Source organism: Streptomyces sp. CB01373 (assembly GCF_002803075.1).
Lineage (GTDB): Bacteria > Actinomycetota > Actinomycetes > Streptomycetales > Streptomycetaceae > Streptomyces.
Genome location: NZ_NNBK01000018.1, coordinates 71,314 through 96,069, shown reverse-complemented (window position 1 = coordinate 96,069; position 24,756 = coordinate 71,314). Strand labels below are relative to the sequence as shown.

Genomic DNA, 24,756 nt, shown 5'->3' with positions numbered 1-24,756 from the left:
AGGTGCGCGTGGGACGCGCGATTCCGGCTCTCAGAACGCGAAGACGCTCGTCACCGAAGCGTTCTTCACGCACTCGTCGGAGTAGGTGCGCTTGCCGTGCCGGAAGGCGTCGGGGCCGTCAGGCCGAGAGTCGCTGCCCAGCGTGCGGCGTTCCGCATCGTGCGCTTCCTTCCGCCGGAAGTCGTCGGGTGCCGGTCCGGGCTCGGTCGATGCCGGGGCGGCGTGCTGGAGTCTGCCGAGTCCGCGACGGAAACTCACGTCGAACCCGCGGGTTTCGGTAACCTTGCGTATTGAATCAGTGGCGTGAAGTCACGGAACGCCGCCGCGACGGCCCTTTGCCCACGGGCCCGACGATCATCGGATCCGGCCGAATGGCCTGTTTCCCAATGTCCGCCAATCGTCCTGAAACAGTCCTGTTCCGCTCTCGGCGGACTGGTCCATGACCCCTTGTGTTCAAGGTCGTGTCGCGTAATGGTCATTACATGATTACGACAGAGCAGCTGGAGAAAGTGCGCGGCTGGTTCGCCGGCCGGCTGCCGGACGATCTGTTCGAGGAACTGGTCGAGGTGGCGGTGGACCGCGAGGAGATCACCGTCATCGGCCGGATTCCCGCACCCCGGCTCGCCGGGGACGCCGGGTCCGCGGAGCGGGAGGCGGCCGTCGAGGGCCGGGTGCGGGAGTTCCGGGAGCGCACCCGCGAGGACCGGATGGCGGTGGCCCGCGAGGGCGAGCACCGGTTCGGCCGGAAGGTGTCCTGGGGCGTGGAGTGCGACGGGCGGCGCGCCCTGTTCACGCATGTCGCCGCGCCCGTCATGACGCGGCTGCGCCAGCCCGAGCGCCAGGTCCTCGACACCCTGATCGCGGGCGGCGTCGCCCGTAGCCGCAGTGACGCCCTCGCCTGGTGCGTGCGCCTGGTCCAGCGGCACACCGACGAGTGGCTCGGCGAACTGCGCGCGTCGCTGGAACACGTGCAGCGGGTCCGGGCCCAGGGGCCCGACGCCCGGCCCGAGGGCACCCACGGCGAGGACGCTCACGACACGGAGGGGTGAACTGGAGGGTGGAGGGTGAGCGGAGGGTGGAGGATTCGTCCAGCGGGGGCGGGAAAGATGGATGAACCGTCCTCTGGTGTGGTCCGGGTGCGGCGTCTTAGCGTCAGCGGACCCCCGAGAACGGTGATCTTCCCGCCGCACACCCCGCGCCGGCGAGCACCCGTCCACCCGCCGCGCCACCAGGCGCTCCACCGCCGTCCTCCGATGGAGCCCCCATGTCCCCGCAACAGTCACCGCAGGCCCCGCCTGCCCCCTCCCCCGCCGCGCCGTCCCTCACCGAGGTCGAGACCCACGGCATCGAGCGCATCCCCGACGCCGACCGCTCCGCCCGGCCCCTGGACCTGTTCCGCATCGCCTTCGGCGGCGCGAACACCTTCTCCACCTGTGTCCTGGGCGCCTTCCCGATCCTGTTCGGCCTCTCCTTCTGGCAGGGCCTGGCGGCCACCCTCCTCGGGGTCGTCGCGGGCGCGCTGATCCTGTGTCCGATGGCGGTGTTCGGCCCCGTCAACGGCACCAACAACGCCGTCTCCTCCTCGGCGCACCTGGGTGTCCACGGCCGGGTGGTCGGCTCGTTCCTGTCGCTGCTGACCGCCACCGCGTTCTTCTCCATCTCGGTGTGGAGCTCCGGCGACGCCCTGGTCGGCGGCGCGCACCGGCTCTTCGGGCTGCCGCGCGGCACCGCGTCGTACGCGGTCGCCTACGCGGTGTTCGCCGCGCTGGTCCTCGTGGTGTGCGTCTACGGCTTCCGCTTCATGCTGTTCGTCAACAAGATCGCGGTGACCTCGGCGAGCGTGCTGTTCCTGCTCGGCGCGATCGCGTTCGCCGGCGACTTCGACCCGGGGTACGCCGGGGTGTTCACCGCCTCGGCGGACGCGGCCACGCGGTCCATGTTCTGGCCGTCGTTCATCGGCGCGGCCCTGATCGTGCTGTCCAACCCGGTGTCGTTCGGCGCGTTCCTCGGCGACTGGTCGCGCTACATCCCGGCCGACGCCCCGCGTCGCCGCGTGGTCGGCGCCGCGTTCCTGGCGCAGATCGCCACCCTGCTGCCGTTCGTCTTCGGTCTGGCGACGGCGAGCATCATCGCCACCAAGGCCCCCTCGTACGTCGACGCCGACGCTCCGGACTTCGTGGGCGGACTGCTCGCGATCTCGCCGAGCTGGTTCTTCCTGCCGGTGTGCCTGCTCGCGCTGATCGGCGGCATGTCGACCGGCACGACCTCCCTGTACGGCACCGGCCTCGACTTCGCCTCGGTGGTCCCGTGGCTGTCCCGGGTGCGGGCGACGGTGCTGGTGGGTCTGCTGGCCTTCGCGTTCATCTTCATCGGGCGGTTCGCGCTGAACCTGGTGCAGTCGATCTCCACGTTCGCCACGATGATCGTCACCTGCACCACGCCGTGGATGGTCGTGATGATGCTCGGCTTCTGGACCCGCCGCGGCTGGTACGACCCGGACGCGCTCCAGGTCTTCAACCGCCGTCAGCGCGGCGGGCGTTACTGGTTCACCCACGGCTGGAACTGGCGCGGACTGACCGCCTGGTGGGTGTCGGCGCTGATCGGGGTGCTGTTCACCAACATCCCCGGGCAGTTCGTCGGCCCCCTGGGCGACGTGGCGAACGGCGTCGACATCAGCCTGCCGCTGTCGCTGGCGTCGGCCGCGGTGCTGTTCCTCGCGCTGCTGTGGCTGTTCCCCGAGCCCCGGGCGGTCTACGGTCCCGAGGGCCCGCGGCTGGTGCGTGCCGTCGACGTCCCGGTGCCGCCGGTCACCGGACCGGGCGCGCCGGACGGCGGCGCGGCGGTGGTGCCCGCGAAGGCCGGCTGACCGGTCCGGGAGGGCGGCGCGCCGCCGCCCTCCCGGACCTACGGCGCTCGGTGCGCGGGGCGTTGTCACACCCCGGGGATACGTTGGTGGACATGACTCACTTCGTATTGGTGGCGGGCGCCTGGCTGGGTGCCTGGGCGTGGGACGAGGTGCTGCCCGGCCTGCGCGAGGCCGGGCACGACGTGCACGCCCTCAGCCTCAGCGGTCTCGCCGAGAAGAAGGACCTGCCGGCCGGGCAGCAGACCCACGTCCAGGACATCGTCGGCCACGTGGAGCGCCGCGACCTGCGGGACGTGGTCCTGGTCGGGCACAGCTACTCGGGCATCCCGGTCGGCCAGGCGGCCGAGCGGATCGGCGGCCGGCTGCGGCGCGTGGTGTTCGTGGACTCCAACGTGCCGGTCGACGGCCGGCCGTTCCTGTCGGGTTTCGACAGCGACGACGTCCGCCGTGCGCTCGACGCGCACGGCGGCTTCTGGCCGCCGCTGCCCCCGGACGACTACGCCGGCCAGGAACTGACCGACGAGCAGATCCACCGCATCGTCACCGAGGGCACACCGCACCCCGGCGCCACGCTCACCGAGCCGGCCGTGCTGCGGCACCCCGTCGGCGAGCTGCCGGCGACGTACGTCAAGTGCCTGCTGGACGGGCCCGAGCCGATGCCCGCCGTGGCCGAGGCACTCAGGAGCGAGCGCTGGAATCTGGTGGAGATGGACACCGGCCACTGGCCGATGTTCTCCCGGCCCCGAGAACTGGCCGCGCTCCTGGCCAAGGCCGCGGCCCTGAACTGACGACCGGACGGTCCGCTCCGGGGGCTGCTGAGCGCTGCCGACCGGCCAGTACGGTCGGGTGCACGCAACCACTCAGCGAGGCTCCCGACCCCGCTCACGGGCGGCTTCCAGCCCGGCAGGAGGTGCGGCGCTGGAAGCCTTCCGTGCTGGGCCGACGCGTCGGGCGCCGGCGGCGGTCGCCCCGGATTACGCCGTGACGTCCGGTGGTGTGGGCCGGTGGGTGGGCGGGGCGCTCGTCCCGGCGACCGAGAGCGGGCCCGGAGTCACCGATACGGGCTCGGCCGACCAGCGCTGCGCGGCGGTGCCGTCGTCGACCTTGACGACGATGTCCGCCTCCGCCTGCGCCGCGGCGGTGGTGAGCGCGAGTCCTTCGCCCCAGCGGGGCAGCAACTCCCCCTGCGCGCTGATGCCGTAGCGCACGTCGGGGCCCCGCTCGTCACCGGCCTTGGCGCAGGTGCCGAGGACGACCACGCCCGCGTCCGCGTGCGAGTCCAGGCACAGGCCGGGGGCGGCGACGCTGCTCAGCAGCCCGTCGGCCTCCAGCGTCCACCGCTGGTTCCAGGCCGAGGAGCACTCGGCCAGTTCGGTGGCGGCCCCGGCCTTCGGCTCGTCCCGCACGGCCAGGCACAGTCCGGCCGCGACGTTGCGCAGCCGGATCTCGTCGGCCGAAGGGGACGGCACGGTGAAGCGGGGTGTCGCGGAACCGTCGGGCGGGGTGCCGGAGTCGGTGCCGTGCGCCGTGTCCCGCGCGCCGGTGGACGCGGCCGGGGCGGTGCCGTCGCCATGCGACCACAGGCTGACGCCGAGCACGGTCGCGAGCAGTGAGGCGGAGACGAGGCCGAGGCCGGTGCGCAGCGCCCGGGACGACCGCGGGCCGCCGGAGGCTCGGCGGCCCTGCGCGGCGAACCGGGACAGCGGCCAGCCACGGCCGCCGCCGCCCGGCCGTCTTCCACCGTGCCGGCCGGAGCCCTTCGTGCGCGGGGTCTGTCCGGCGCGGCCCGGACGGGAGTCGTAGTATCGGCGGGCGCCCCAGCCGAGCACCGCCTCGGCGAGCAGCACGCCCGGCGCGTTCTCCAGCAGGCCGAGCTGCGCGGCGGCGTCCCGGCAGTAGCGGCAGTCGTCCATGTGCCGCTTGACGTCCGGCAGCAGACCGCCGCCGCGGCGGATCGGTGCCTCCAGCAGCCGGTTGTAATACCGGCAGTCGTCGCCCGTCGCGAGTTCGCGGTGGGCGCGCAGGCAGCCCTCGCGGAACTTGTCCCGGGCCTCTTCCAGCGTGCGGAAGGCGGTCTCCTCGTCCATGCCCAGCAACCCGGCCGGGACATCGAGCGGTTCGGCCTCGACCTCGGTGTGCCACAGCAGGCACCGGGCGGCCGGGACAAGGTTCTCGAAGGACCGCTGGGCGAGCCGGCGGTTGTCCGGGACCAGGGACGCGGCGGCCCGCATGCCCCGGCCGCCGGCGGGTTTGTGCAGCTCGGGCAGCGCGGCGGATATACGGTCCTCGGCGGCCCAGAGCCGGACCGTGTCCCGCACGGTCAGCAGCAGCCGGGGGCGCAGCGCGACGCCGGGCTCGCCCACGGTCAGCCGGTCGAAGACCTGATGGAAGGCGGCCGAGGTCACCATGGCCGCGAGGGGCGCCGACGAGGCGAGGCAGATCACCGCGTAGTCGTGGACGGGTTGCCAGTGGCGCGCGATCAGCAGGGCGACGCAGTGGGCGACTTCCTCGTCGGTGCTGCCGGTGAGCCGGGCGGCGATGGATTCGTCGGGCTCCCCGGGGACCCAGCCGGGCGGCGGGCTGGGGGGACGAGAGGGGTGGGGGGTGGGCACGAAAGACTTCCTTTGGTACGTACCGGTGTGGAGCGGGCCCGCGGGTCTGGCACACGGCCGGCGGACGATTCGGCTCGACTCCCCAACTGTCTCTTCAGAACCGGCCCTTGCCCACGCACGGACCGCTCAGCCTTGCACAGCTCATTGACGCGCAACAAGACATGCAGACAACACGGGCATCATTGACGGAAATTCAGGAAGCGGGACGTCACCGGGGGCATGCGGCAAGGGCTGTCAGATCTCCCAGGAGCGCAGGCGGTCGGCGGCGCCGTAGACGTCGGTCTTGCCGGACATCAGGTCGCGGGTGAGGTCGACGAGGGCGCCGTAGGGCGGGTCGATGCCGACGCCGCTGACGTACATGTAGGCCACGGCCGTCGCGCAGGCGAAGCGGGCGTTGGCCGACGGCAGGGGTTTGAGCAGGGCGAGGGTGTGCAGCAGGGCGGCGGCCCGCCAGGCGGGATCGGAGTCGACGCCGAGACGCGGCGGGTCGACGCGGTGGCGGGCGACGGCGGCCACCAGGGCCGAGAAGTCGTCCACCGCGGGCTGGTCCGGCAGGACTTCCTCGTGCCGCTGGAGCAGCCAGGGCACGTCGATGTGGATGACGGTCGTCATCGGTCAGGCTGCCCGCCCCTCGCCCTTCGTGGCCGTCTCGTCCTCGGGAAAGGCCGTCGCGAACTCGTCCGCGTGTGCGGTGAAGAACCGCCGGAAGGCCTCGGCACCCTCCTGGAGGGCCCGGTGCCGGGCTATGTCCGCGGCGGCGGCCTCGCGCACGAGTGCCTTCATCGACGTGCCGCGTTCCTTGGCGATCTGGCGCAGGTCCTCGAGCTCGCGGTCGCTGAACTCCACATTGAGAGCTGGCATGACCCACACGGTACCGCGCGGGTACTTTCCCGTAAATACCCGCTGGTCACGGCGATGAGACGGTGGTACCGACGGCAGGTCCGCAGCCGTGGGGGGCAGCGCCGCCGCGCCACTGGGGGGGCGCGGCGGCGTTCCTGCTGGTGGTCCGGCCTAGTGGCCCTGGTCCGCCGCGAAGGAGGCCATCCAGGCCAGCGCCGCGTTCCAGTTGATGGCCGTCTCGTTCGTCGACCAGGACTCGATGTCGTCGATGTAGCAGAACTGGCCCACGCAGCCCTGGAGTTTGCCCTGCGCGTACGGGTCCTGGATGCTGGAGTTGGCCCCGCCGGAGACGGTGCCCCTCGGCGGGTTCGGCAGGCTCGGCTCGAGCTCGTGGGCGTACCAGCGGCTGTGCTGGTTGTGGGAGCTGACCGTGCCGTAGCCGGTGACGTAGGAGATGTTGAGGGCGTTGCGGCCCAGGATGTAGTCCATGCTCTGCACCGCGCCGTCGCGGAACTTCGTGGCACCGTCGAGGTCGTAGGCGGCGGCGAGGACACGGGCGTTGTTGAGGATCTGGCTGTTGGAGCCCCAGTCGTACATGTTGCCGGCGGGCGCGTACGGCATGCCGTAGGGCTGCGCCTTCAGTGTGGCCAGGTACTTGCCGGCGCCCTTGATCACCGACTGGCGCACCTTCTCCCGGCCGGGCAGCCTGCTCGGGACGGTGGCGAGGTCGAGGCGGGCGGGCACCGCGGTGGCGGCCCAGTCGAAGCTGACGTTCCCGAAGATGTCGGCCGTGTGCAGGGGCGACTTGGTCACGTAGTCGGCGAACTGCCGCTCACCGGTGGTGAGGTACAGCTCGGCGGCCGCCCAGTAGAACTCGTCGGTGGCGTTGTCGTCGGGGTACGCGCCGCCACCGATGCCGTCGTCCGGGTCGGGGTACACGGCGGGGTGGGCGAGCGCGGCGGACCAGGCCGTGCGCGCGGCCCGCAGGGCCTTCGCCGCGAAGGCGCGGTCGTAGGGCTCGTAGAGGCGGGCGGCCTGCGCGGCGGTCGCCGCCAGGTTCAGGGTCGCCTGGGTGGTCGGCCGGTGCAGTTCGCGCTTCTGCGGGTCCTGGCTGGGCAGCAGCGGCAGCCCCGTCCACTGCTCGTCGTGGACCTTGCTGTGCGCCATGCCGGCCAGCGGCTGCCCGGCCGGCACCTGCATCCTCAGCAGGAACTCCAGCTCCCAGCGGGCCTCGTCCAGGATGTCGGGCACCTTGTTCCCGCTCTCCGGGAGGGCGAGCGTCCGGTCACCGAGGCTCGCGGGCCGGGCGGTGCGCGCGTGCAGGGTGCGCTCGTAGGTGCTCAGCAGTCCCCAGGTGGTGATGCCGCCGTTGACGACGTACTTGCCGTGGTCGCCGGCGTCGTACCAGCCGCCGGTGACGTCCAGTGTGTAGTCGCACAGGCCCGGTTGGCAGGGCACCTTGGAGTCGCCCTGGTTGGGGGCGGCGTTCAGATGGCCGGCCTGGCGGCCGTAGCCGGGCCGCAGGTCCTCGCGGATCGGGATGCCGCTGCGCTGGGTGTAGTAGTACTTCAGCGAGTCCAGGCGGAGCCGGTCGTAGACGCCGTCGCCGATGTCGAACGGGTGGCTCGTCTCGCCGTCGGCGACCAGGGTGAAGCCCTTGCCGCTCCCCCGGTAGGTGCCGAAGTCGATCGAGTGCACCCTCTGCCCGGAGGAGACGTCCGTGCCGCGCGGTGCGCTCCAGCCGTGGGCCACGTCCTTCCCGCGGGCGTCGCGCAGCCGCCAGGGCAGCTTGGCGCCGGCGTCGGTGACCAGCGTGGCGTTCTTCGGCCCGCCGGGCAGATAGCCGACCTGGTTGACCCTCACCCGCGGCCCGGTGTCGGGCTCGTAGACCTCCGGCGCGACCCCGCCGAGGAGTGACACGTCGTCCAGGCAGAAGCGCCAGGGGTCCGGAGTGCCGCCGAGCTGGAAGGCGACCTGACCCTGGGTGGTGTCCACGGGGGACGTGAAGGTGTAGGAGTAGACGTTGCCCGAGACGCTCAGCTGCGGGCTCACCTCGAACCAGGTGTCGTACGGCGCCACGGAGAGCCCCGCGAGCGCCCGCACGACGTGCGCGTCGGGGGTGCCGGTCGCCGAGAACGACAAGCGGTAACTCTCACCCTTCACCAGGGTGATGTCGTTCTGTCCGACGGCGGCGTCCCAGCGGTTGGCGGTGCCGCCGGGCACGTCGGCGCACAGCCGGCCGTCGGAGAGGCCCGCGGTGACGTTGCTGGTCGTCCACCACGGCTCGGTGGTGGTGTCGAAGGTGCCGTTCCTGACCTGCTCGACCTCGTCGGCCAGGGCTTGCGGGGCGGACGGCAGGGTGGCGAGGGCCGCCGCGAGCAGGGCTGCCACGGACAGCAGGGTGGTTCTGCGTCGTTTCACGTCTGGGCTCCTCGGGGGAGGGTACGGAACACCTATGGGAGCGCTCCCAAGGGCGGACGCACCATGCTTGTTGCAGCCATGACATCCGTCAACGGTCCTGACGGGACGTATTGCCTCCGTGCAGGGGGTCGCCGTCCGTACGGCGCCGGTACGCACTAGGCTGGGACGGAAGTGACGCACCTGTTAACTGTGAGTGTGCGCGATGGAGTGGCGACGATGAGCCCCGTGTATCCGTTCGACGACGCGGCCACGGCCCGGGCTGTCGTCGACGAGCACGGCGTCCTCGTCGACTGGAACGAGGGCGCGCGCCGGCTGCTCGGCTGGGCGCCCGAGGAGGTGCTGGGCGAGCGGGCGGCGAATCTGCTGGACGACGGCCCGGTCGTGGCCCTTCCCGACGAGCCCTGCTGGAACGGCACGCTCACCGTGCGGCACCGCGACGGGCGGGCGCTGCCCGTCTGGATCCTGGCCCACCACCGGCGCCCGGAGGACGGCGGCAACTGGCTTCTGGTCACCCCGCTGGAGGGCGGCGGCCCCCCGGACCCCGACGACCCGCTGGCCCGGGCCGAACTCATCCAGTCGCCCTGCGCGGTGGCGATCTACGACGAGCGGCTGCGGCTGCACGGGATGAACGCCGCGATGGCGGACGTGGTCGGGATGCCGGCCGACCGGCTGAGGGGCCTGCGCATCTCCGAGATCGGCGGCCGCCGGCAGAGCGAGGACTTCGAGTGGCACATGCACCAGGTCCTCGCCACCGGCCGGGGCAACGACGTGCGGACGTATGTGCCGATAGGCGGCAACGGAGAGGTGAGCGCCTGGCTGGCCCGGATGTCCCCGATCACCGACCGGCAGGGACGGGTGCGCGGGGTGTGCGTCGCCGCGCACGACTTCACCGAGCAGTACCGGGCACGCGAACGGCTCCAACTGGTCAACGAGGCGAGCGTGCGCATCGGCACCACCCTCGACGTCGCCCGGACGGCGCAGGAACTCGCCGACGTCTGCGTCCCCGCCCTCGCGGACTTCGTCAGCGTCGATCTGCTCGATCCGCCCGAGCACGGCGGGGAACCCCTCACCGGACCGGTGACGACACCGGTCGTGCTGCGCCGGGCCGCCCACGCCTCCATCAACGCGGGCAGTCCCGAGGCACTCGCCGTCACCGGGCGGACCGAGCTGTACCCGGCCACCTCGCCCCAGGGCGCCTCCCTGGTGACCGGTCACTCCGTGGTGATCTCCAAGGAGTCCGGCGACCTCGACAAGTGGCTGTCCTGGGACCCGGTGCGCCGCCTGCACTCCCAGGAACTCGGCGTCCACGCCGCGATGTCCGTGCCGATCCGGGCCAGGGGCGTGACCCTCGGGGTCGCCGTGTTCAGCCGGTTCCGGCAGCCCGCCTCCTTCATGCCCGACGACGTGCTGCTGGCCGAGGAGGTCACGGCCCGCGCCGCCGTCTGCATCGACAACGCCCGCCGCTACTCCCGCGAACGGGAGACCGCCCTCGCCCTCCAGCGCAGCCTGCTGCCCCGCAGCCTGCCGCGCACCGCCGCGGTGGAGGCGTCCTCCCGCTACCTCCCGGCGGCCCGGGCCGGGGTGGGCGGCGACTGGTTCGACGTGATCCCGCTGTCCGGGAGCCGGGTCGCCATGGTCGTCGGGGACGTCCTCGGGCAGGGTGTGCAGGCCTCGGCCAGCATGGGCCGGCTGCGCACCGCCGTGAGCACCCTCGCCGACATCGACCTCGCCCCCGACGAGCTGCTCACCCATCTGGACGACGTGGTGGCCCGGCTGTCCGCCGAGGCCGGGGCCGAGGGACGGCCCGGCGAGGTCGGCGCGACCTGCCTGTACGCGGTGTACGACCCGGTCTCCCGGCGCTGCACGCTCGCCCGCGCCGGGCACCCGCCGCCGATGCTGATCCCGCCGGACGGCCCGCCCCGCCGGGTCGAGCTGCCCTCCGGACCGCCCCTGGGCCTGGGCGGACTGCCGTTCGAGAGCGTCGAGCTCCAGCTGGCCGAGGGCAGTGTGCTGTGCTTCTACACCGACGGGCTGGTGGAGAGCCGCGAGCGGGACACCGACGCCGGCCACCGGCTGCTGTGCAAGGCCCTGGCCGCCCGCGACGGCTCCCTGGAGGAGGCCTGCGACCGCGTCCTGCGCACCCTGCTGCCCGCGGGCAGCGCCTCCGACGACGCGGCGCTGCTGCTGGCCCGCACCCGCGCCCTGCCGCCCTCCCAGGTGGCGACCTGGGACATCCCCGCCGACCCGTCGCTGGTCGCCCCGGTCCGCAAACAGGTCGTCGACCGGCTCGACGACTGGGGTCTGAGCGAGGCGGCGTTCACCACCGAACTGGTCGTCAGCGAGCTGGTCACCAACGCGATCCGGTACGGCACCCCGCCCATACGCCTCCGCCTCATCCACGACGAGGCGCACCTGACCTGCGAGGTGTCCGACACCACCCACACCGCTCCGCATCTGCGCCGGGCCAAGACCTGGGACGAGGGCGGCCGCGGCCTGCTGCTGGTTGCCCAGCTCACCCGGAGGTGGGGCAGCAGGCACACCGCCGAGGGCAAGACGATCTGGGCCGAGCTGGGCCTGCTCGACGACGAGTGAGCCCGGCCGGGTCTCAGGATCCGTCGGCCAGCCAGGGCCGTACCCGCCGGCGCGCCTCGTGCAGCCGCGACTTGAACGTGCCGAGCACAACGCCCGCCCGCTCGGCGGCCTCGGCGTACTCCAGCCGGCAGATGTCCCGGTACACCAGCGGCGCCACCAGATGGGGGTGCTCCCGCTCCAGCCGGTCCAGCGCCTCCAGCAGGTCCACCCGGGAGCCCGCGATGACGCTCGTGGTGCGCGGGTCGGCGTACGTCGCGGGCTCGATCCGCGCGGGCTGCTCGGCGGCGCGGCGCTTGAGCTCCCGGTACTTCTGGCGGCAGCAGTTGGCGACGACCGTGTAGAGCCAGGTACTGAAGAGGCTGCGGCCCTCGAAGGAGGTGATCCCGCGCGCGATCTGGAGCAGTACGTCCTGCGCGGCCTCCTCGGCGTCCTCGCGGCAGGGCAGGAAACGCCCGCAACGCCCGACCACCTCGGGCCGGACCTGCTGGAGCAGGGCCTCCAGCGCGGCGCCGTCACCGGCGGCGGCACGGCGGGCGAGGTCTTCGACCGGCGCGGCGTTCTGCACGACAAGGCCCCCATTGCGTCGATCCCGCGGCAGGCATGATAGTCGCATGCACTCCCTCGAGCGGATCGGCCGCTACCGGCTCGAACGGCGCCTGGGCACGGGCGCCTTCGGCACGGTGTGGCTCGCCCACGACGACGAGCTCGAGGCCCCCGTGGCCGTCAAGGTGCTCGCCGAGAACTGGTCCCACCGCCTCGACGTGCGCGAACGGTTCCTGACCGAGGCACGGCTGCTGCGCCGGGCCGGCTCGTCCCGGGTGGCTCAGGTCTACGACATCGGCGAACTCCCTGACGGCAGACCGTACTTCGTCATGGAGTACGCCGACGCCGGCACCCTCGACGACCTGCTCGCCGCCGGCCCGCTGCCGGTGCCCGAGGCCCTGCGGCTGACCGCGCTGGCCGCCCGCTCCGCACACGCCCTGCACGAGGCGGGCATCGTGCACCGGGACGTCAAGCCGAGCAACGTGCTGCTGCGCACCGCGCCGGACGGCACCCGCCGGGTGCTGCTCGCCGACCTCGGCCTCGCCAAGAGTCTGGCGCAGGCCTCGGGGCTGACCCTGGCGGCGGGTTCGGCCGGGTACCGGCCGCCGGAGCAGGCCGGGCCCGGCGCGGGCATCGACGCGCGGGCGGACGTCTACGGCCTCGGCGCGGTCGGCTACCGGCTCGTCACCGGCACCGTGCCCGCCGAACCCGGCGCGGTGGTACGGCCCGAGCGGCTGCGGCCGGGCCTCGACCCCGGCGTCGCGCGGGCCCTGGCGCGGGCCCTGGAGCCGGACCGCGAACGGCGCTGGCCCACCGCCGAGGCGTTCGCGGACGAACTGGACCGGCTGGCCTCGGCCCGGGCGTCCGCCGTCCGCCCGCGCGGGCGGTCCAGGGCCGCGATGCTCGCCGCCGTGGCCACCGCCGCCGTCGTCGGGGCCGTTTTCGCCCTGGTGGACCTGCCGTCCCCGGCGTCCGGGGTCGACGTCGAGGACGCCACGGGCCGGATCGCGGTGCGGGTGCCGGACGGCTGGGGGCGCCAACTGCGTGACTCCGGCTGGGACCCGGCGGCGCTGGGGCTGCCCGCCGGGCACGAGCCGGGGCTCGCCGTCGCCGTCGACCTGTCCCGGTGGCAGGACCTCGGGGCCGGCGTGAGCGGGGTGTTCGCCGGCCTGAGCGAGCACGGCGACGTCACCGCCCGCGTCGACGCGCTCGGCCATCCGGACTGCCACTACGACGGCGCCCGCGCCTACACCGGCGGGCGGTGGCACGGCCGGGTCCGGACCTGGAGCGAATGCCCCGGCGGCGGCCGGCTCACGGAGACCGCGCTGGTCCCGGCGGGCGGCGGGCAGCCGCAGGTGTACGTGCAGATCCGCCAGCACGGCGGCGGCGACGCGACCGACGGCGTACTGCGCTCCCTGCGCGTCACGTGAACCCGCAGGACCTCGTACGGGCGAGGGCGGCTTGACCCGTTCGGGCGAGAGCCGCCCGGGCTCCGCGCGGGAAGAGTCACGGGGAGAGACGCGCGGGCGGCAGTCACCGGAGAAGGGCGCTGGAAGAAGTCCCGGAAAAAAGGTGCGAACGGTCGCGAACTTTTCGCCCGGTCCGCGCATCGGACACTCATGACGACGCACCCGGCGCCGGAGGCACGCGGTCACCGCGTGCGAGCGACCCAGGAGTGTGGAACATGGCGCACAAGTCCCCGTCCGCGCGCCGGGCGGCCCTGCTCGTCGGTGCGGTCGCCGTACTGGGCCTGCCGCTGACCGCCTGCGGCCACGGCAGCGGCGCGAGCGGCGCTCCGCAAAGGGTGTCCGGCACCGCCGCTCCCGCGACCGGCGACACCACCGCCGGGACGGCCCCCGGTACGGAACCCGGCACGGCACCCGGCACGAGCTCAGCTCCCGGCGTCGGCGCCGCACCCCCGAAGAGCACGGCCACCTCCGCCCCGGGCACCGCCCGGCACACCGGCGGCACCGGTGCCTCCGCCGCGAGCACCCGCTGCCACACCTCCGAACTCAGGGCGTCGGTGGGCCGCGAGAACCCGGGCGCCGGACAGGAGAACTTCCCGGTCGTCCTGACGAACACCTCCGGCCGCACCTGCACCGTGCGCGGCTATCCCGGCGCCGCCTTCGTGGACGCCTCCGGCAGGCAGCTCGGCCCGGACCCGAAGCGGTCCTCGGGCACGCCCACCACGGTGACGCTGAAGCCCGGCCGGAGCGCCTGGGCGGGACTGACCTTCTCCACCCCGGAGTGAGCGGGGCGAGGACGGCGAAGCCCGCGTCGCTGATCGTCACGCCGCCCGACGAACGCGACCACCTCACGGTGAAGTGGACGGCCGGCCAGGTGCCCGTGGGCGGCAACGCCTCCTCGGTGTTCCTCACGGTCTTCAGCCCCGGCACCGAGCCCTGACCCGGCCCGTCCGCGGCGCTCTCGCGCGAAGGTACGGCACGGTCCTTTGCTTTGATGGGCGTGCACCATCGGTCACGTCCTGAGGAACACCGCTCTGAACACCCCGCTGGCCGAGGCACTCTCGGTCGTCCTGCTCGTCGCCGTGCTCGCCTGGGCCGTCGTCCGTCCGTTCGGCTGGCCCGAGGCGGTCATGGCCGTGCCCGCCGCCGGGATCGCCGTCGCCACCGGCGCGATCGGCCTCGACCATGCGCGGGCGGAGGCGGAGCGGCTGGGGCCGGTGGTCGGGTTCCTCGCCGCGGTGCTGGTGCTCGCCCACTTCTGCGACGTGGAGGGGCTGTTCCAGGCCTGCGGGGCGTGGATGGCCCGCCTGTCGCGCGGCCGCCCGGTGCGGCTGCTGACCTCCGTGTTCGCGCTGGCGTCCGCCATCACCGCCGTCCTCAGCCTGGACGCCACGGTCGTGCTGCTGACGCCGGTCGTGTTCGCCACCGCCGCCCGCACCGGCGTACGGCCCAAACCGCACGTCTACGCCTGCACGCACCTGTCCAACACCGCGTCGCTGCTGCTGCCGGTCTCCAACCTCACCAATCTGCTCGCGTTCGCGGCGAGCGGGCTGAGCTTCACCCGGTTCGCGGCGCTGATGGCGCTGCCGTGGCTGGTCGCGATCGGCGCCGAGTACATGGTGTTCCGGCGCTTCTTCGCCCGGGACCTGGTCGCCGCGGTGCCCTCGCCGCCCACCGGTGAACCGCCCGAACTGCCGCTGTTCGCCCTGGTCACCGTGGCCTGCACGCTCGCCGGGTTCGTCGTGGCCTCCGCGTTCGGCGTGGCACCGGTGTGGGCCGCGCTGGCGGGGGCGCTGGTCCTGGCCGGGCGGGCCCTGCTGCGGCGCAGGGCGACCGCGCTGAGCGTGGTGCGGGCCGCGGCACCGGCCTTCCTCGCCTTCGTGCTGGCCCTCGGCATCGTGGTCCGCGCGGTGGTCGACAACGGGCTCGCCGGGGCGCTCGGGCACGTCCTGCCCGGCGGTACGGGGCTGCCCGCGCTGCTCGCCGTCGCCGCGGTGGCCGCCGTGCTCGCCAACCTGATCAACAACCTGCCCGCGGTGCTGGTCCTGCTGCCGCTGACCGCACCGGCCGGGCCGGGGGCGGTCCTCGCCGTGCTGCTCGGCGTCAACATCGGCCCCAACCTCACCTACGCCGGGTCCCTGGCGACCCTGCTGTGGCGGCGGATCGTGCACCAGCACGAACACGGTGTGGACCTAAGGGAGTTCACCCGGCTGGGCCTGCTGGCCGTGCCGGCCGCGCTGGTGCCCGCGGTGGTGGCACTGTGGGGAGCACTCCAGATTCCGTGAGGGCGTAGGAGGGCGAGCGGATGCGTGTGATCACCTGGCTGGTGGAGGGCACCTGGCCCGCCTGCGTGGACGCCGTACGCACCCATGCTCCGCACGCGTCCGACGTCGTCCTGCTGCACGTCAGCGGGCCGGACGTGCCCGCCGTGGCGCACGGGGCCTTCGCCGGGCTGCTCGGCCGCGGCCGAGCCGAACGCGACCCCGGCGACCTGCTCACGGACCTCGGCGGTACGTCGGCGGCCGAACTCCTCGATGCGGCGGCGGCCCGGCTCGGCCGGCCGTGCACCCTGATGGAGCGGCGCGGGCGGGTGGAGCGCGAGGTGGTGGCGGCCGCGGAGGACGCCGACCTGCTGGTGCTCGCCCGCGACGGCGACCGCGCGCGGCTCGGCCCGCACAGTCTCGGCCCGGCCGCGCGGTTCGCCGTCGACCACGCGCCCTGTGCGGTGCTGCTGGTGTGGCCGGAGGCGGCCCCGGACCTCACGACGATGCCCCCTCCCCCGCCGCCGCGCCACCGCTGACGTCGTTCAGCGGCCGCCGCCGTGGTGGCGGTGCCGGTCCGGGTCGTCCCAGGAGCAGGGGTGGCCGTGGGAGGAGCAGCCGCCCGCGGCGGGTGTGCCGGCGTCGGCGGCCGGGGACGGCGGGGTGGTCCGGGGCGTGCCGCCGGCCGGTGTTCGCGGTTCCGCCGAGTCCGTCGGGCCGGGAGCCGGGGCCGGGGGTCCGGCCGGCGAGCCGCCGTCCAGGTCCCAGTTGACCACCTCCATCTGGAGTTCCGGCATGGTGGTGTCCATCGCCCAGCGCTGGGTGTCGCTCTTCACGCGGGTCTTGAGCACGAGGGCGCCGCCGCCGTCGGTGGCGGCGGGCGTCAGGGCCAGGTCCTGGTCGAAGCGGGGTACGAGGGTGCCCTGAAGGGTGAAGTCGTAGCGGATGTTCTTGGCGCCGGACCGGGAGACGTCCACGCAGGGGGCGAGCCGTACCGAGTAGCCGAGGTGGGAGTCCAGGCACAGGGCGGGCGCGGCGCCGCTGCGCAGCAGTCCGTCGGTCTCGTAGACCCATTGCTGGCCGGGTGCCGAGGAGCAGGCCGTCAGCTCGGTCTCGGCGCCTTCGACGGCCTTCTCGCCGACGGGGCCGACGCACAGCCCGGACGCGGCGTTGTGCAGCCGTCCGCGCAGGGTGCCCCTGGCCGCCGTCCCGGCTCCGGTCCAGGACGGTCCGGAGGCGGAAGCGCCGGTGCCGGGCGGCTCGGTGGGCTTCTGCCCTTCGGCGCGCGCGGGGGCCCCGTCCCCGGAGCCGAGCACCGCCCACAGCGCGAACGGCAGCACGACCAGCCCGCTCACCGTCGCCACGGCGATGGCCACGTTCCGCCGCCGCGCTACCCGCCGCGCCGCCTTCCGCGCCACCCGCCCCCGGCGGGCCGTCCCGCCCCCCGGTCCCGCTGCCGCGTCACCGCGCTCCGCCGGGCCCGGTTCCCCGCCCGGCCCGGCCCCCGGACCGCCCGCCGGGGTGACGGTCGGCGGGCCGGAACCCCAGGGCTCGGCGGAGGAGGGGGCCACGAAGGGCACGGCGTCGGACGCCTCCGGGACGAGGTGCCCGCCCGGGGCGGGCGGGGCCTCGTGGAGGGCGCCGGGCGCCGGCGGGCAGGCCTGATCGGCCGCCGGCGGACCGAACGATTCCGGCGGCGCGAACAGTTCGCCCTCAGCTGGTACGCCCGACACGGACTCGGGGTCGCGGGACCCGGCAGGGGAGAGTGGGTTCGCGCCCGGGGCACCACCCTGGCCCGCCGCGCCGGGCCGCCGCCCCTGGTACGCCTCGCCGGCCGCCACCGGACCGGACGGACCCGACGCCAAGAACGGGTCCCCGGCCGACGCGGACTCCGGAGCGGGACGGGTGGTGGGGAGGGCGCCGTCCTGGTCCGTCGCGCCGGGCCGCCGCCCCCGGTACGCGTCGTCGGCCGCCGGTGGGCCGGGCGGGTTCGGGGCGAAAAGGCCGTCACCTGCGGGTGTCCTGGGCCGTGCCGGTGTGAAGGGCTCGCCTGCGGTGGGCGCGGTTCGCTCGGGGGCCGGTTCCGTCGGGGCCGGGGGGCCGGCCAGGCATTGGGCGCGGTAGCCGGCCGCGCCCCAGCCGAGGACGCCCTCGGCCAGCGCGGCGCCCAGGTCTCCGTTGAACTGGGCCAGTTGGTCGGCGGTCTGCCGGCAGTGCGTACAGCCGGCCAGGTGCGTACGCAGGTCGGGGTCGACGTGGACGCCGCCGCGACGGTGGGTCACGTCGAGCAGCCGCAGGTAGAGCAGGCACTCCTGCCGGGGTGCGACCTCGCGGTGGACCTGGAGGCACTCCTCGCGCAACCGCTCCCGGGCACGCTCGAGTTCGAGGCGCGCGTCCTCCTCGTCGAGGCCGAGCAGCCGGGCCGGCACGGCGAGCGGCTCGGCCTCGACCTCGGCGTGCCACAGCAGGGCGCGGGCCGTCTGCGGCAGTCGCTGGAACGCCCGCGACAGCAGCCGCCGGTCGCCCGGCGGCAGCAGCCGCGCGGCGATCCGGTCCCCCTCGGCGTCCGCGGCCCGCAGCTCGGGGTGCAGCATCTCCCGGCGGTGGTCCGTACTCCACTCCCCCGCGATCCGTCGTACGGTGACGAGCAGTTGGGGCCGCCAGGCGGCCGTCGGACCGGACTGCCGCAGGGACTGGCCGAACAGCCGGGTGAAGGCCGCCGTGGTGAGCATGCCCGCGGGATGGGACCCGTCGGTGCACAGCCGTGCGTAGGCGAAGGCCGACTCCCAGTGCCGGTCGAGGAGTTCACCCACGGGCAGCAGCGCGGGCGAGGCGCCCGTCCACTTCCGGAGTTCGGCACTCAACTGCTCGTCCGTGGTACCGAACGGAGCGGGCGACGCGGGGGAATTGGACATGCCCGGGTCTTTCACGGCTGCATTCCTCCATACACACCGCGGACTTGGTCCATACCAAAAGTCCGTGCCGAAGAAGGCGTGCGACATCTCGAACGTCCCCCGCTCAGAGGGAGGACCATGGCCTGCTCGCCGACTGGCCACACCTTTGCACAGGCCAGCGGCGAGCAACAAGGGATCACACGGTTTTGTACATAACGCTCTCGGTGGACCCAGTTGACCTATTGTCAATTCCCGCGGATGGAATGCGATTACTACCCGATGCGCACGGCAATTTCCGCCCTCAGTGACCGCTGACGGCGTGCGGTGTGTAGGGCCCCTCCAGTTCCTCGGCCTCCTTGTCGCTCAGCTCCAGTTCGACGGCGGCCACCGCGTCCCGCAGGTGCTCCGGCCTGGACGCGCCCACGATCGGTGCCGTGACCGTGTCCTGACGCAGCAGCCAGGCGAGGGCGACCTGGGCGCGCGGCACCCCGCGGTCACCGGCGACGCGGGTGACGGCCTCGACGATGCCGCGGTCGCCCTCCGGGTAGAGCCGGCCGCCGAAGGCGTCGGTGGCGCTGCGCTCGGTGGTGGTACCCCAGTCCCGGGTGAGGCGGCCGCGGGCCAGCGGGCTCCACGGCAGTACGCCGACGCCCTGGTCCGCGCACAGCGGAAGCATCTCCCGCTCCTCCTCGCGGTAGAGCAGGTTGTAGTGGTTCTGCATGGAGACGAACCGGGTCCAGCCGTGCAGCAGGGCCGTGTACTGGGCCTTGGAGAAATGCCACGCGTCCATCGAACTCGCCCCGATGTAGCGGACCTTGCCCGCCCTCACCAGGTCGTGGAGCGCCTCCATGGTCTCCTCGACCGGTGTGTGCGGGTCCCAGCGGTGGATCTGGTACAGGTCGACGTAGTCGGTGCCCAGCCGGCGCAGGCTGTGGTCGATCTCCGTCATGATCGCCTTACGGGAGAGCCCGGCGCCGTTGGGCCCCGGCCGCATCCGGCCGTGCACCTTGGTGGCGAGGACGACGTCGTCGCGGCGGGCGAAGTCGCGCAGCGCGCGGCCGACGATCTCCTCGCTCGTGCCGTCGGAGTAGACGTTGGCCGTGTCGAAGAAGGTGATCCCCGCCTCCAGCGCCTGCCGGATCAGCGGGCGCGAGGCCTCCTCGTCGAGGGTCCACTCGTGCGCACCGCGGCCGGGCACGCCGTAGGTCATGCAGCCCAGACAGATCCGCGACACCTCGAGGCCCGTCGAACCGAGCTTCACGTACTGCATCGTTGCTGCTCCTGTCGCTGGTTCCTTGGTGCGGTTGTCCTTGGTGCGGTTGTCCCGGGTGCCTCGGTGCGGTCGCCGGTCACGGGCCGGGACTGCCCGCGGGCGTCCGCGCCACGGGCGTGTCCAGCAGGTCCAGTACCCGTTCCCAGCCGAACTCGGGCCGGCCGCCGTCCGGTGCCGGCTCGCCGGAGAACGGCTCACCGAAGCGGACCCCCATCCCGCGCAGGCGGACGAGGCTGTCCCGGTAGGCGGGGTGGGCGGCTAGGGTGTCGGAGACGCACGGCAGGACCGCGACCGGGACGCCCAGGCCGTACGTCTCGCACAGGGTGGCCAGGGCGAGGGTGTCGGCGATCCCGGCGGCCCACTTGTTGAGGGTGTTGAAGGTGGCGGGCGCCACGGCCACGGCGTCCGGCGGCGGGAACGGGCGCGGGTCGCCCGGCGTGCGCCAGGCCGACCGTATGGGACGGCGGGTCTGCGCCTCGACGGCGGCGGTGTCGAAGAAGCCGCCCATGGCGACCGGGGTCGCGATGACACCGACCTCCCAGCCCCGCTCCTGCGCGGCGGTGATCAGCTTGCTGACGCCCTGGGCGATGCCGGCGGCGCAGACGACGACGTAGAGGAAGGGTTTCCCGGGCGCCGTCCCGGTGTCCTTCGCGGGCGGCGCCCCGGAGGGCTTCTGGGCCTGTTCGCTCACCCGGGAACCCTAGTCAATCAGCCGCCGCCGGGGCCACGGGGCGACGCGACGGGCACCGGACGGGCCGGCCGGCCGCCGCGTCGGCACGGCGCCGCGGCGGCGGACCGGCGGGCGGCGCGGCTCGGCCCCCTACCCGTCCTCGGACAGCGTGATGGCACTCACGGGGCAGGCCCTGGCGGCCTCCCGGACCATCGGGTCGCCGGCGCCGTCCTCCCGGCCGGGCAACAGGTCACTGAAGCCGTCGTCGTCCTGGGTGAACACACCCGGGGCGGTCAGGGCGCACTGTCCGGCGCCGATGCAGCGGTCCTTGTCGATCTCGATGTGCATGACGGCAGCCTCTTACCAGCTGACGGGGAGTTCCAGCATCCCCTGGATGGTGTCGCCGGGTTTGAAGGGGATTTCCTCCGGTGGGGCGGCGAGCCGGAGCGTGGGCAGCCGTTCGAGGAGCGTGCGCAGGGCGATCTCCAGTTCGGTGCGGGCGAGGTTCTGGCCGAGGCACTGGTGGATTCCGAAACCGAAGGCGACGTGGTGGCGGGTCGAGCGGTGGAAGTCGAGGGTGTCGGGGGCCGGGTAGACGTCCTCGTCGCGGTTGATGACAGAGGTGGAGAAGACCACGCCGTCCCCGGCCCTGATGGTGGTCCCGGCGATCTCGATGTCCTCGGTGGCCTGCCGCAGCAGTCCGTCCGCGATGGACAGCATCCGCATCAGTTCCTCGACGGCGGCCGGCAGCAGCGCGGGGTCGGCGCGCAGCTCGGTCAGCCGTTCGGGGTGCAGCAGGAGCGTGTAGGTGCCCAGGGAGATCATGTTGGCGGTGGTCTCGTGGCCCGCGACCAGCAGGATCATCGCCAGCGCGGTCAGTTCCTCCCGGTCGAGCTCGCCTTCGTTCAGACGCTGCTGGACGAGTTCGTCCAGCAGGCCGTCACCGGGCCGGCGCCGCTTCTCGTCGATCAGGTCCTCCAGGTACGCGGCGAGCCGGTCCCGGGCGTCCTGCGTGTCCTCGGCCGCCGGTCCGCGCAGCAGCCGCCTGGACTGGTCCTCGAAGAACTCGTGGTCGGCGTAGGGCACGCCGAGCAGGGCGCAGATCACCATGGACGGCACCGGCAGCGCGAAGGAACGCACCAGGTCGGCCGGGGGTCCCTGGGCGATCATCGCGTCCAGCAGTTCGTCGACGATCTCCTGGATGCGCGGCCTGAGCTCGGTGGCGCGCCTGAGGGTGAAGCTCGGGATCATCATCCGCCGCTGGGTGCGGTGCTTGGGGTCGTCGACGCCGAGGAGCGCCGGCTTGCGGTCGCGGACCGCGGCGAAGCGGGGAGTTGTGGCCGGGAAGCCCGAGCGGGTGCGGTCCGTGGACAGGCGGGGGTCGACCAGCAGGTCACGGGCGACGGCGTGGCCGGTGACGAGCCAGGCGGGGCGGCCGTCGTAGAGCCGGATGCGGGCGAGCGGCCGTTCGGTGCGCAGCGGGTCGTACCCGGTGGGCGGGTGGTAGGGGCAGCTCCGGTCCTGGGGGAAGGAGACGGGATCTGACAGCTCGGTCAGGTCTGTCGTGTCTGTCATGGAAGACCTCGCAGACGAAGGATGCGTCGTGCCGATCTTCATTAGATGCCCGAGGCATCCAGTGCACGACATCAAGTTCGGCCAGATCGGCTACCTGCGGGATCTGGCTGGGAACCATCCATTCCGCATCGTAATTCGGTTGCCGCCGAAACGGTACGGCGTACAGGATCCGGCCATGTCCACGACCCGTGTGCTCCCGCCGCTGCCGTTTGCCGCCGACCTTCCGGCGCGGGACCGGCAGCAGCCCGGCCGTCCCCGGAGGCCCGGTCCGCCGCGGTCGTGAGCGCCGCGCTCGTCGCGGGCCTCCTCGCGGGCTACGGCATCGCCGTGCCCGTCGGAGCCGTCGCGGCCCACCTCGTCACCCTGACCGCCCGTTCGTCCCTGCGGACCGGTGTGTGCGCCGCGCTCGGCGTGGCGACGGCCGACGGGCTCTACGCCCTGCTCGCCACCCTTGGCGGCTCGGCCCTGGCCGCCGCGCTGCGAACGGTGATCGTGCCGCTGCGCTGGGCCTCGGCCCTGCTCCTCGCCACGCTGGCCGTCCGGGGCGCGGCCGGCGCGCTGCGCCGGTACCGGGAGCACCGGACGGCCACCCGGACGGCCCCACCGCCACCGAGCCCGGCCCGCGCGTACCTCGCCCTGCTCGGCCTGACCCTGCTCAACCCCGCCACGCTGCTCTACTTCGCGGCACTGGTCCTCGGCACGCACGCCACCGCACCGTCCGACCGGGCGGTGTTCGTCCTGGCGGCCTTCGCCGCCTCCACGAGCTGGCAACTACTGCTCGCGGGCGGCGGCACGCTGCTCGGCCGCGCCCTGACGGGTCCCCGAGGACAACTGGCGACGGCTCTGGTGTCCAGCGGCGTGATCATGCTGCTGGCGGCACGGATGGCGGCAGCGCCGGGGTGAGCGCACCGTCCCCGTCGCGCCGCCGCGGCCCGCGACGGCGCGATAGGGACGGTGCCGGGATGGATCGGGGCGGCGCCGATGTTGAATGGCGTGCACCATCAGTCACGGTATGCGACGAGAGGATGGCAGGCATGGCTCTTGAGGGTGTGTACGAGCCCAGCCCGGCCCAGTGGGTGCGGGAGCAGGTGGAGCTGTACGAGAGCTCGGGCGGTACCGAGGGGACCACGCTGCTGGACACGGGGCTGCCCGTGATCCTGCTGACCACCGTGGGCGCTCGCAGCGGCAGGATCCGCAAGACACCGCTGATGCGCGTGGAGCACGAGGGACGGTACGCCGTGGTGGCCTCCCAAGGTGGTGCGCCCAAGCACCCGTTCTGGTACTTCAACCTCAAGGCCGATCCCCGCGTCGAGCTCCAGGACGGTCCGGTCAAGCAGGTCATGGCGGCCCGTGAGGTCACCGGCGCGGAGAAGGCGCAGTGGTGGGAGCGGGCGGTGGCCGCGTTCCCGCCGTACGCGGAGTACCAGGAGAAGACCTCCCGGGAGATCCCGGTCTTCGTGCTGGAACCGGTCGCCGCGAACTGAGCCGCGCGGGAAATTCGGGCCGGGAGGCATGAGCCCGTCCCGTCCGGGCATGCGTGTGTCAGGCCCCGCCGCGCTCCCCCGTCGCGGCGGGGCCCCTTCGTGCCCGCACCCGGTCCGCTGTGGCTCACTCCGTGCCGCGGGCGGATTTCGGGGAACGTGTTCACCAGGACGTCCGCAGAGCAGGCCGAGCAGGCCGAGCAGGGAGGACACATGAGCGGCGGGGGCGAGGGCAACAGCGCCTACGGCCACAAGGCCTTCAAACGGTCCAGGAGCCACTTCGCGGACCGGATCACCGCCGACGGGCGGGACGGACGGCCGGTGGAGGCCGGACGGTACCGGCTGGTGGTCAGCCGTGCCTGCCCGTGGGCGAGCAGGGCACTGGTCTCCCGGCGGCTGCTGGGTCTTGAGGACGCCCTGTCCCTGGCCGTCGTGGATCCGATCCAGGACGACCGGAGCTGGCGTTTCACGCTGGACGCCGGCGGCCGGGATCCCGTGCTCGGTATCCGCTTCCTCAGCGAGGCCTACGACCGGCGGGAGACCGGCTACCCGGGCGGGGTGAGCGTGCCCGCGGTGGTCGACGTGCCCAGCGGCGAGCTGGTCACCAACGACTACCAGCAGATCACGCTCGACCTCGCCACCGAATGGAGCGCGCTGCACCGGCCCGGCGCTCCGGATCTGTATCCGCGGGCGCTGCGCGACGAGATCGACACGGTGATGGCGGAGGTCTACGAGGACGTCAACAACGGCGTGTACCGGGCGGGCTTCGCCACGAACCAGGAGGAGTACGAGGCGGCCTGCGTGGGTGTGTTCCGGCGGCTGGAGCTGCTGGAGTCCCGTCTGGCCGGGCAGCGTTACCTCGTGGGCGACACGATCACCGAGGCGGACATCCGGCTGTTCACCACGCTGGTCCGGTTCGACGCCGTCTACCACGGCCACTTCAAGTGCAACCGCTGGAAGCTCGCCGAGAACCCGGTGCTGTGGGCGTACGCCCGGGACCTGTACCAGACGCCCGGCTTCGGGGACACGGTCGACTTCGACCACATCAAGCGGCACTACTACCAGGTGCACTCGGGCATCAACCCGACCCGGATCGTGCCCCTCGGCCCCGACCTGTCCGGATGGCTGAGTCCGCACCACCGCGAGGAGCTCGGCGGGCGCCCCTTCGGCGAAGGGACCCCGCCGGGTCCCGTACCGCCCGGTGAGGAGGTCCCGCCGCAAGGACGGCCCTGACGACGGCCCGCCCCGAAAGCCTCGCCCCC

General features: G+C 73.4%; 21 protein-coding genes and 1 pseudogene. 11 read left to right on the top strand and 11 right to left on the bottom strand.

The window, feature by feature from the left end:
- Window positions 1–30: 30 nt before the first annotated feature.
- Window positions 31–258 (bottom strand): hypothetical protein, encoded by a 228-nt coding sequence (locus CG719_RS27485; protein WP_100571388.1) that lies wholly within the window; start codon window positions 256–258, stop codon window positions 31–33.
- Between the two features lie 224 nt (window positions 259–482).
- Here CG719_RS27485 and CG719_RS27480 point away from each other — a divergent pair, with 224 nt between their 5' ends.
- The 3 genes from CG719_RS27480 (at window position 483) to CG719_RS27470 (ending at window position 3,654) form a co-directional block, all read left to right on the top strand.
- Entirely contained in the window at window positions 483–1,049 is a 567-nt protein-coding gene (locus CG719_RS27480) for a hypothetical protein (RefSeq protein WP_100571387.1), read from the top strand.
- Between the two features lie 215 nt (window positions 1,050–1,264).
- The gene (locus tag CG719_RS27475; RefSeq protein ID WP_100571386.1) at window positions 1,265–2,866 is read left to right on the top strand and encodes a purine-cytosine permease family protein; all 1,602 of its coding nucleotides are present in this window, start codon (window positions 1,265–1,267) and stop codon (window positions 2,864–2,866) included.
- A gap of 92 nt (window positions 2,867–2,958) precedes the next feature.
- Window positions 2,959–3,654: an alpha/beta fold hydrolase gene (locus tag CG719_RS27470; protein ID WP_100571467.1), complete on the top strand. Its 696-nt coding sequence runs from the start codon at window positions 2,959–2,961 to the stop codon at window positions 3,652–3,654.
- A gap of 186 nt (window positions 3,655–3,840) precedes the next feature.
- Here CG719_RS27470 and CG719_RS27465 read toward each other — a convergent pair whose 3' ends face one another.
- The 4 genes from CG719_RS27465 to CG719_RS27450 all read right to left on the bottom strand — a co-directional run bounded on the left by CG719_RS27465 (window position 3,841) and on the right by CG719_RS27450 (window position 8,739).
- The gene (locus CG719_RS27465) at window positions 3,841–5,478 is read right to left on the bottom strand and encodes an RICIN domain-containing protein (RefSeq protein ID WP_100571385.1); all 1,638 of its coding nucleotides are present in this window, start codon (window positions 5,476–5,478) and stop codon (window positions 3,841–3,843) included.
- A 234-nt stretch (window positions 5,479–5,712) separates the two neighbouring features.
- Window positions 5,713–6,090: a toxin Doc gene (locus tag CG719_RS27460; RefSeq protein WP_100571384.1), complete on the bottom strand. Its 378-nt coding sequence runs from the start codon at window positions 6,088–6,090 to the stop codon at window positions 5,713–5,715.
- Window positions 6,091–6,093: 3 nt separating this feature from the next.
- The gene (locus tag CG719_RS27455) at window positions 6,094–6,339 is read right to left on the bottom strand and encodes a hypothetical protein (protein ID WP_100571383.1); all 246 of its coding nucleotides are present in this window, start codon (window positions 6,337–6,339) and stop codon (window positions 6,094–6,096) included.
- A gap of 150 nt (window positions 6,340–6,489) precedes the next feature.
- Complete coding sequence (locus tag CG719_RS27450; RefSeq protein WP_100571382.1) at window positions 6,490–8,739, bottom strand: glycoside hydrolase family 9 protein; 2,250 nt, start codon at window positions 8,737–8,739, stop codon at window positions 6,490–6,492.
- 216 nt (window positions 8,740–8,955) lie between these two features.
- Between CG719_RS27450 and CG719_RS27445 the strand changes: the two genes are divergently transcribed.
- Window positions 8,956–11,331: a SpoIIE family protein phosphatase gene (locus tag CG719_RS27445; RefSeq protein WP_100571381.1), complete on the top strand. Its 2,376-nt coding sequence runs from the start codon at window positions 8,956–8,958 to the stop codon at window positions 11,329–11,331.
- A 13-nt stretch (window positions 11,332–11,344) separates the two neighbouring features.
- Here the strand turns inward: CG719_RS27445 and CG719_RS27440 are convergent, their stop codons facing one another.
- Window positions 11,345–11,896 (bottom strand): RNA polymerase sigma factor, encoded by a 552-nt coding sequence (locus CG719_RS27440; protein WP_100571380.1) that lies wholly within the window; start codon window positions 11,894–11,896, stop codon window positions 11,345–11,347.
- Window positions 11,897–11,942: 46 nt separating this feature from the next.
- Between CG719_RS27440 and CG719_RS27435 the strand changes: the two genes are divergently transcribed.
- The 4 genes and pseudogenes from CG719_RS27435 (at window position 11,943) to CG719_RS27420 (ending at window position 16,140) form a co-directional block, all read left to right on the top strand.
- Complete coding sequence (locus CG719_RS27435; RefSeq protein WP_100571379.1) at window positions 11,943–13,304, top strand: serine/threonine-protein kinase; 1,362 nt, start codon at window positions 11,943–11,945, stop codon at window positions 13,302–13,304.
- A 254-nt stretch (window positions 13,305–13,558) separates the two neighbouring features.
- Window positions 13,559–14,280: pseudogene (locus CG719_RS27430) on the top strand (DUF4232 domain-containing protein).
- A gap of 142 nt (window positions 14,281–14,422) precedes the next feature.
- Window positions 14,423–15,625: an arsenic transporter gene (locus tag CG719_RS27425; RefSeq protein ID WP_442802748.1), complete on the top strand. Its 1,203-nt coding sequence runs from the start codon at window positions 14,423–14,425 to the stop codon at window positions 15,623–15,625.
- A 20-nt stretch (window positions 15,626–15,645) separates the two neighbouring features.
- Window positions 15,646–16,140 (top strand): universal stress protein, encoded by a 495-nt coding sequence (locus CG719_RS27420; RefSeq protein ID WP_100571377.1) that lies wholly within the window; start codon window positions 15,646–15,648, stop codon window positions 16,138–16,140.
- A gap of 6 nt (window positions 16,141–16,146) precedes the next feature.
- On the opposite strand, the gene CG719_RS27415 is transcribed toward CG719_RS27420, so the two are convergent.
- The 5 genes from CG719_RS27415 to CG719_RS27395 all read right to left on the bottom strand — a co-directional run bounded on the left by CG719_RS27415 (window position 16,147) and on the right by CG719_RS27395 (window position 22,013).
- Window positions 16,147–18,516, bottom strand: a complete 2,370-nt coding sequence (locus CG719_RS27415; protein WP_100571376.1) for an RICIN domain-containing protein — start codon at window positions 18,514–18,516, stop codon at window positions 16,147–16,149.
- Between the two features lie 280 nt (window positions 18,517–18,796).
- Entirely contained in the window at window positions 18,797–19,765 is a 969-nt protein-coding gene (locus CG719_RS27410) for an aldo/keto reductase (RefSeq protein ID WP_100571375.1), read from the bottom strand.
- 79 nt (window positions 19,766–19,844) lie between these two features.
- Window positions 19,845–20,459 (bottom strand): flavoprotein, encoded by a 615-nt coding sequence (locus CG719_RS27405; RefSeq protein ID WP_100571374.1) that lies wholly within the window; start codon window positions 20,457–20,459, stop codon window positions 19,845–19,847.
- Between the two features lie 129 nt (window positions 20,460–20,588).
- Complete coding sequence (locus tag CG719_RS27400) at window positions 20,589–20,786, bottom strand: ferredoxin (protein ID WP_100571373.1); 198 nt, start codon at window positions 20,784–20,786, stop codon at window positions 20,589–20,591.
- 12 nt (window positions 20,787–20,798) lie between these two features.
- Window positions 20,799–22,013 carry a cytochrome P450 gene (locus CG719_RS27395; protein WP_199836798.1) on the bottom strand — a complete coding sequence of 405 codons (1,215 nt, stop codon included), beginning with the start codon at window positions 22,011–22,013 and terminating at the stop codon, window positions 20,799–20,801.
- 279 nt (window positions 22,014–22,292) lie between these two features.
- Between CG719_RS27395 and CG719_RS27390 the strand changes: the two genes are divergently transcribed.
- From CG719_RS27390 to CG719_RS27380, 3 genes are all read left to right on the top strand, one after another.
- Window positions 22,293–22,916 carry a LysE family transporter gene (locus CG719_RS27390; protein WP_100571371.1) on the top strand — a complete coding sequence of 208 codons (624 nt, stop codon included), beginning with the start codon at window positions 22,293–22,295 and terminating at the stop codon, window positions 22,914–22,916.
- 131 nt (window positions 22,917–23,047) lie between these two features.
- On the top strand, window positions 23,048–23,497 hold the full coding sequence (locus CG719_RS27385) for a nitroreductase family deazaflavin-dependent oxidoreductase (protein WP_100571370.1): 450 nt from the start codon (window positions 23,048–23,050) through the stop codon (window positions 23,495–23,497).
- Between the two features lie 210 nt (window positions 23,498–23,707).
- On the top strand, window positions 23,708–24,727 hold the full coding sequence (locus tag CG719_RS27380; protein WP_100571369.1) for a glutathione S-transferase family protein: 1,020 nt from the start codon (window positions 23,708–23,710) through the stop codon (window positions 24,725–24,727).
- Window positions 24,728–24,756: the final 29 nt, after the last annotated feature.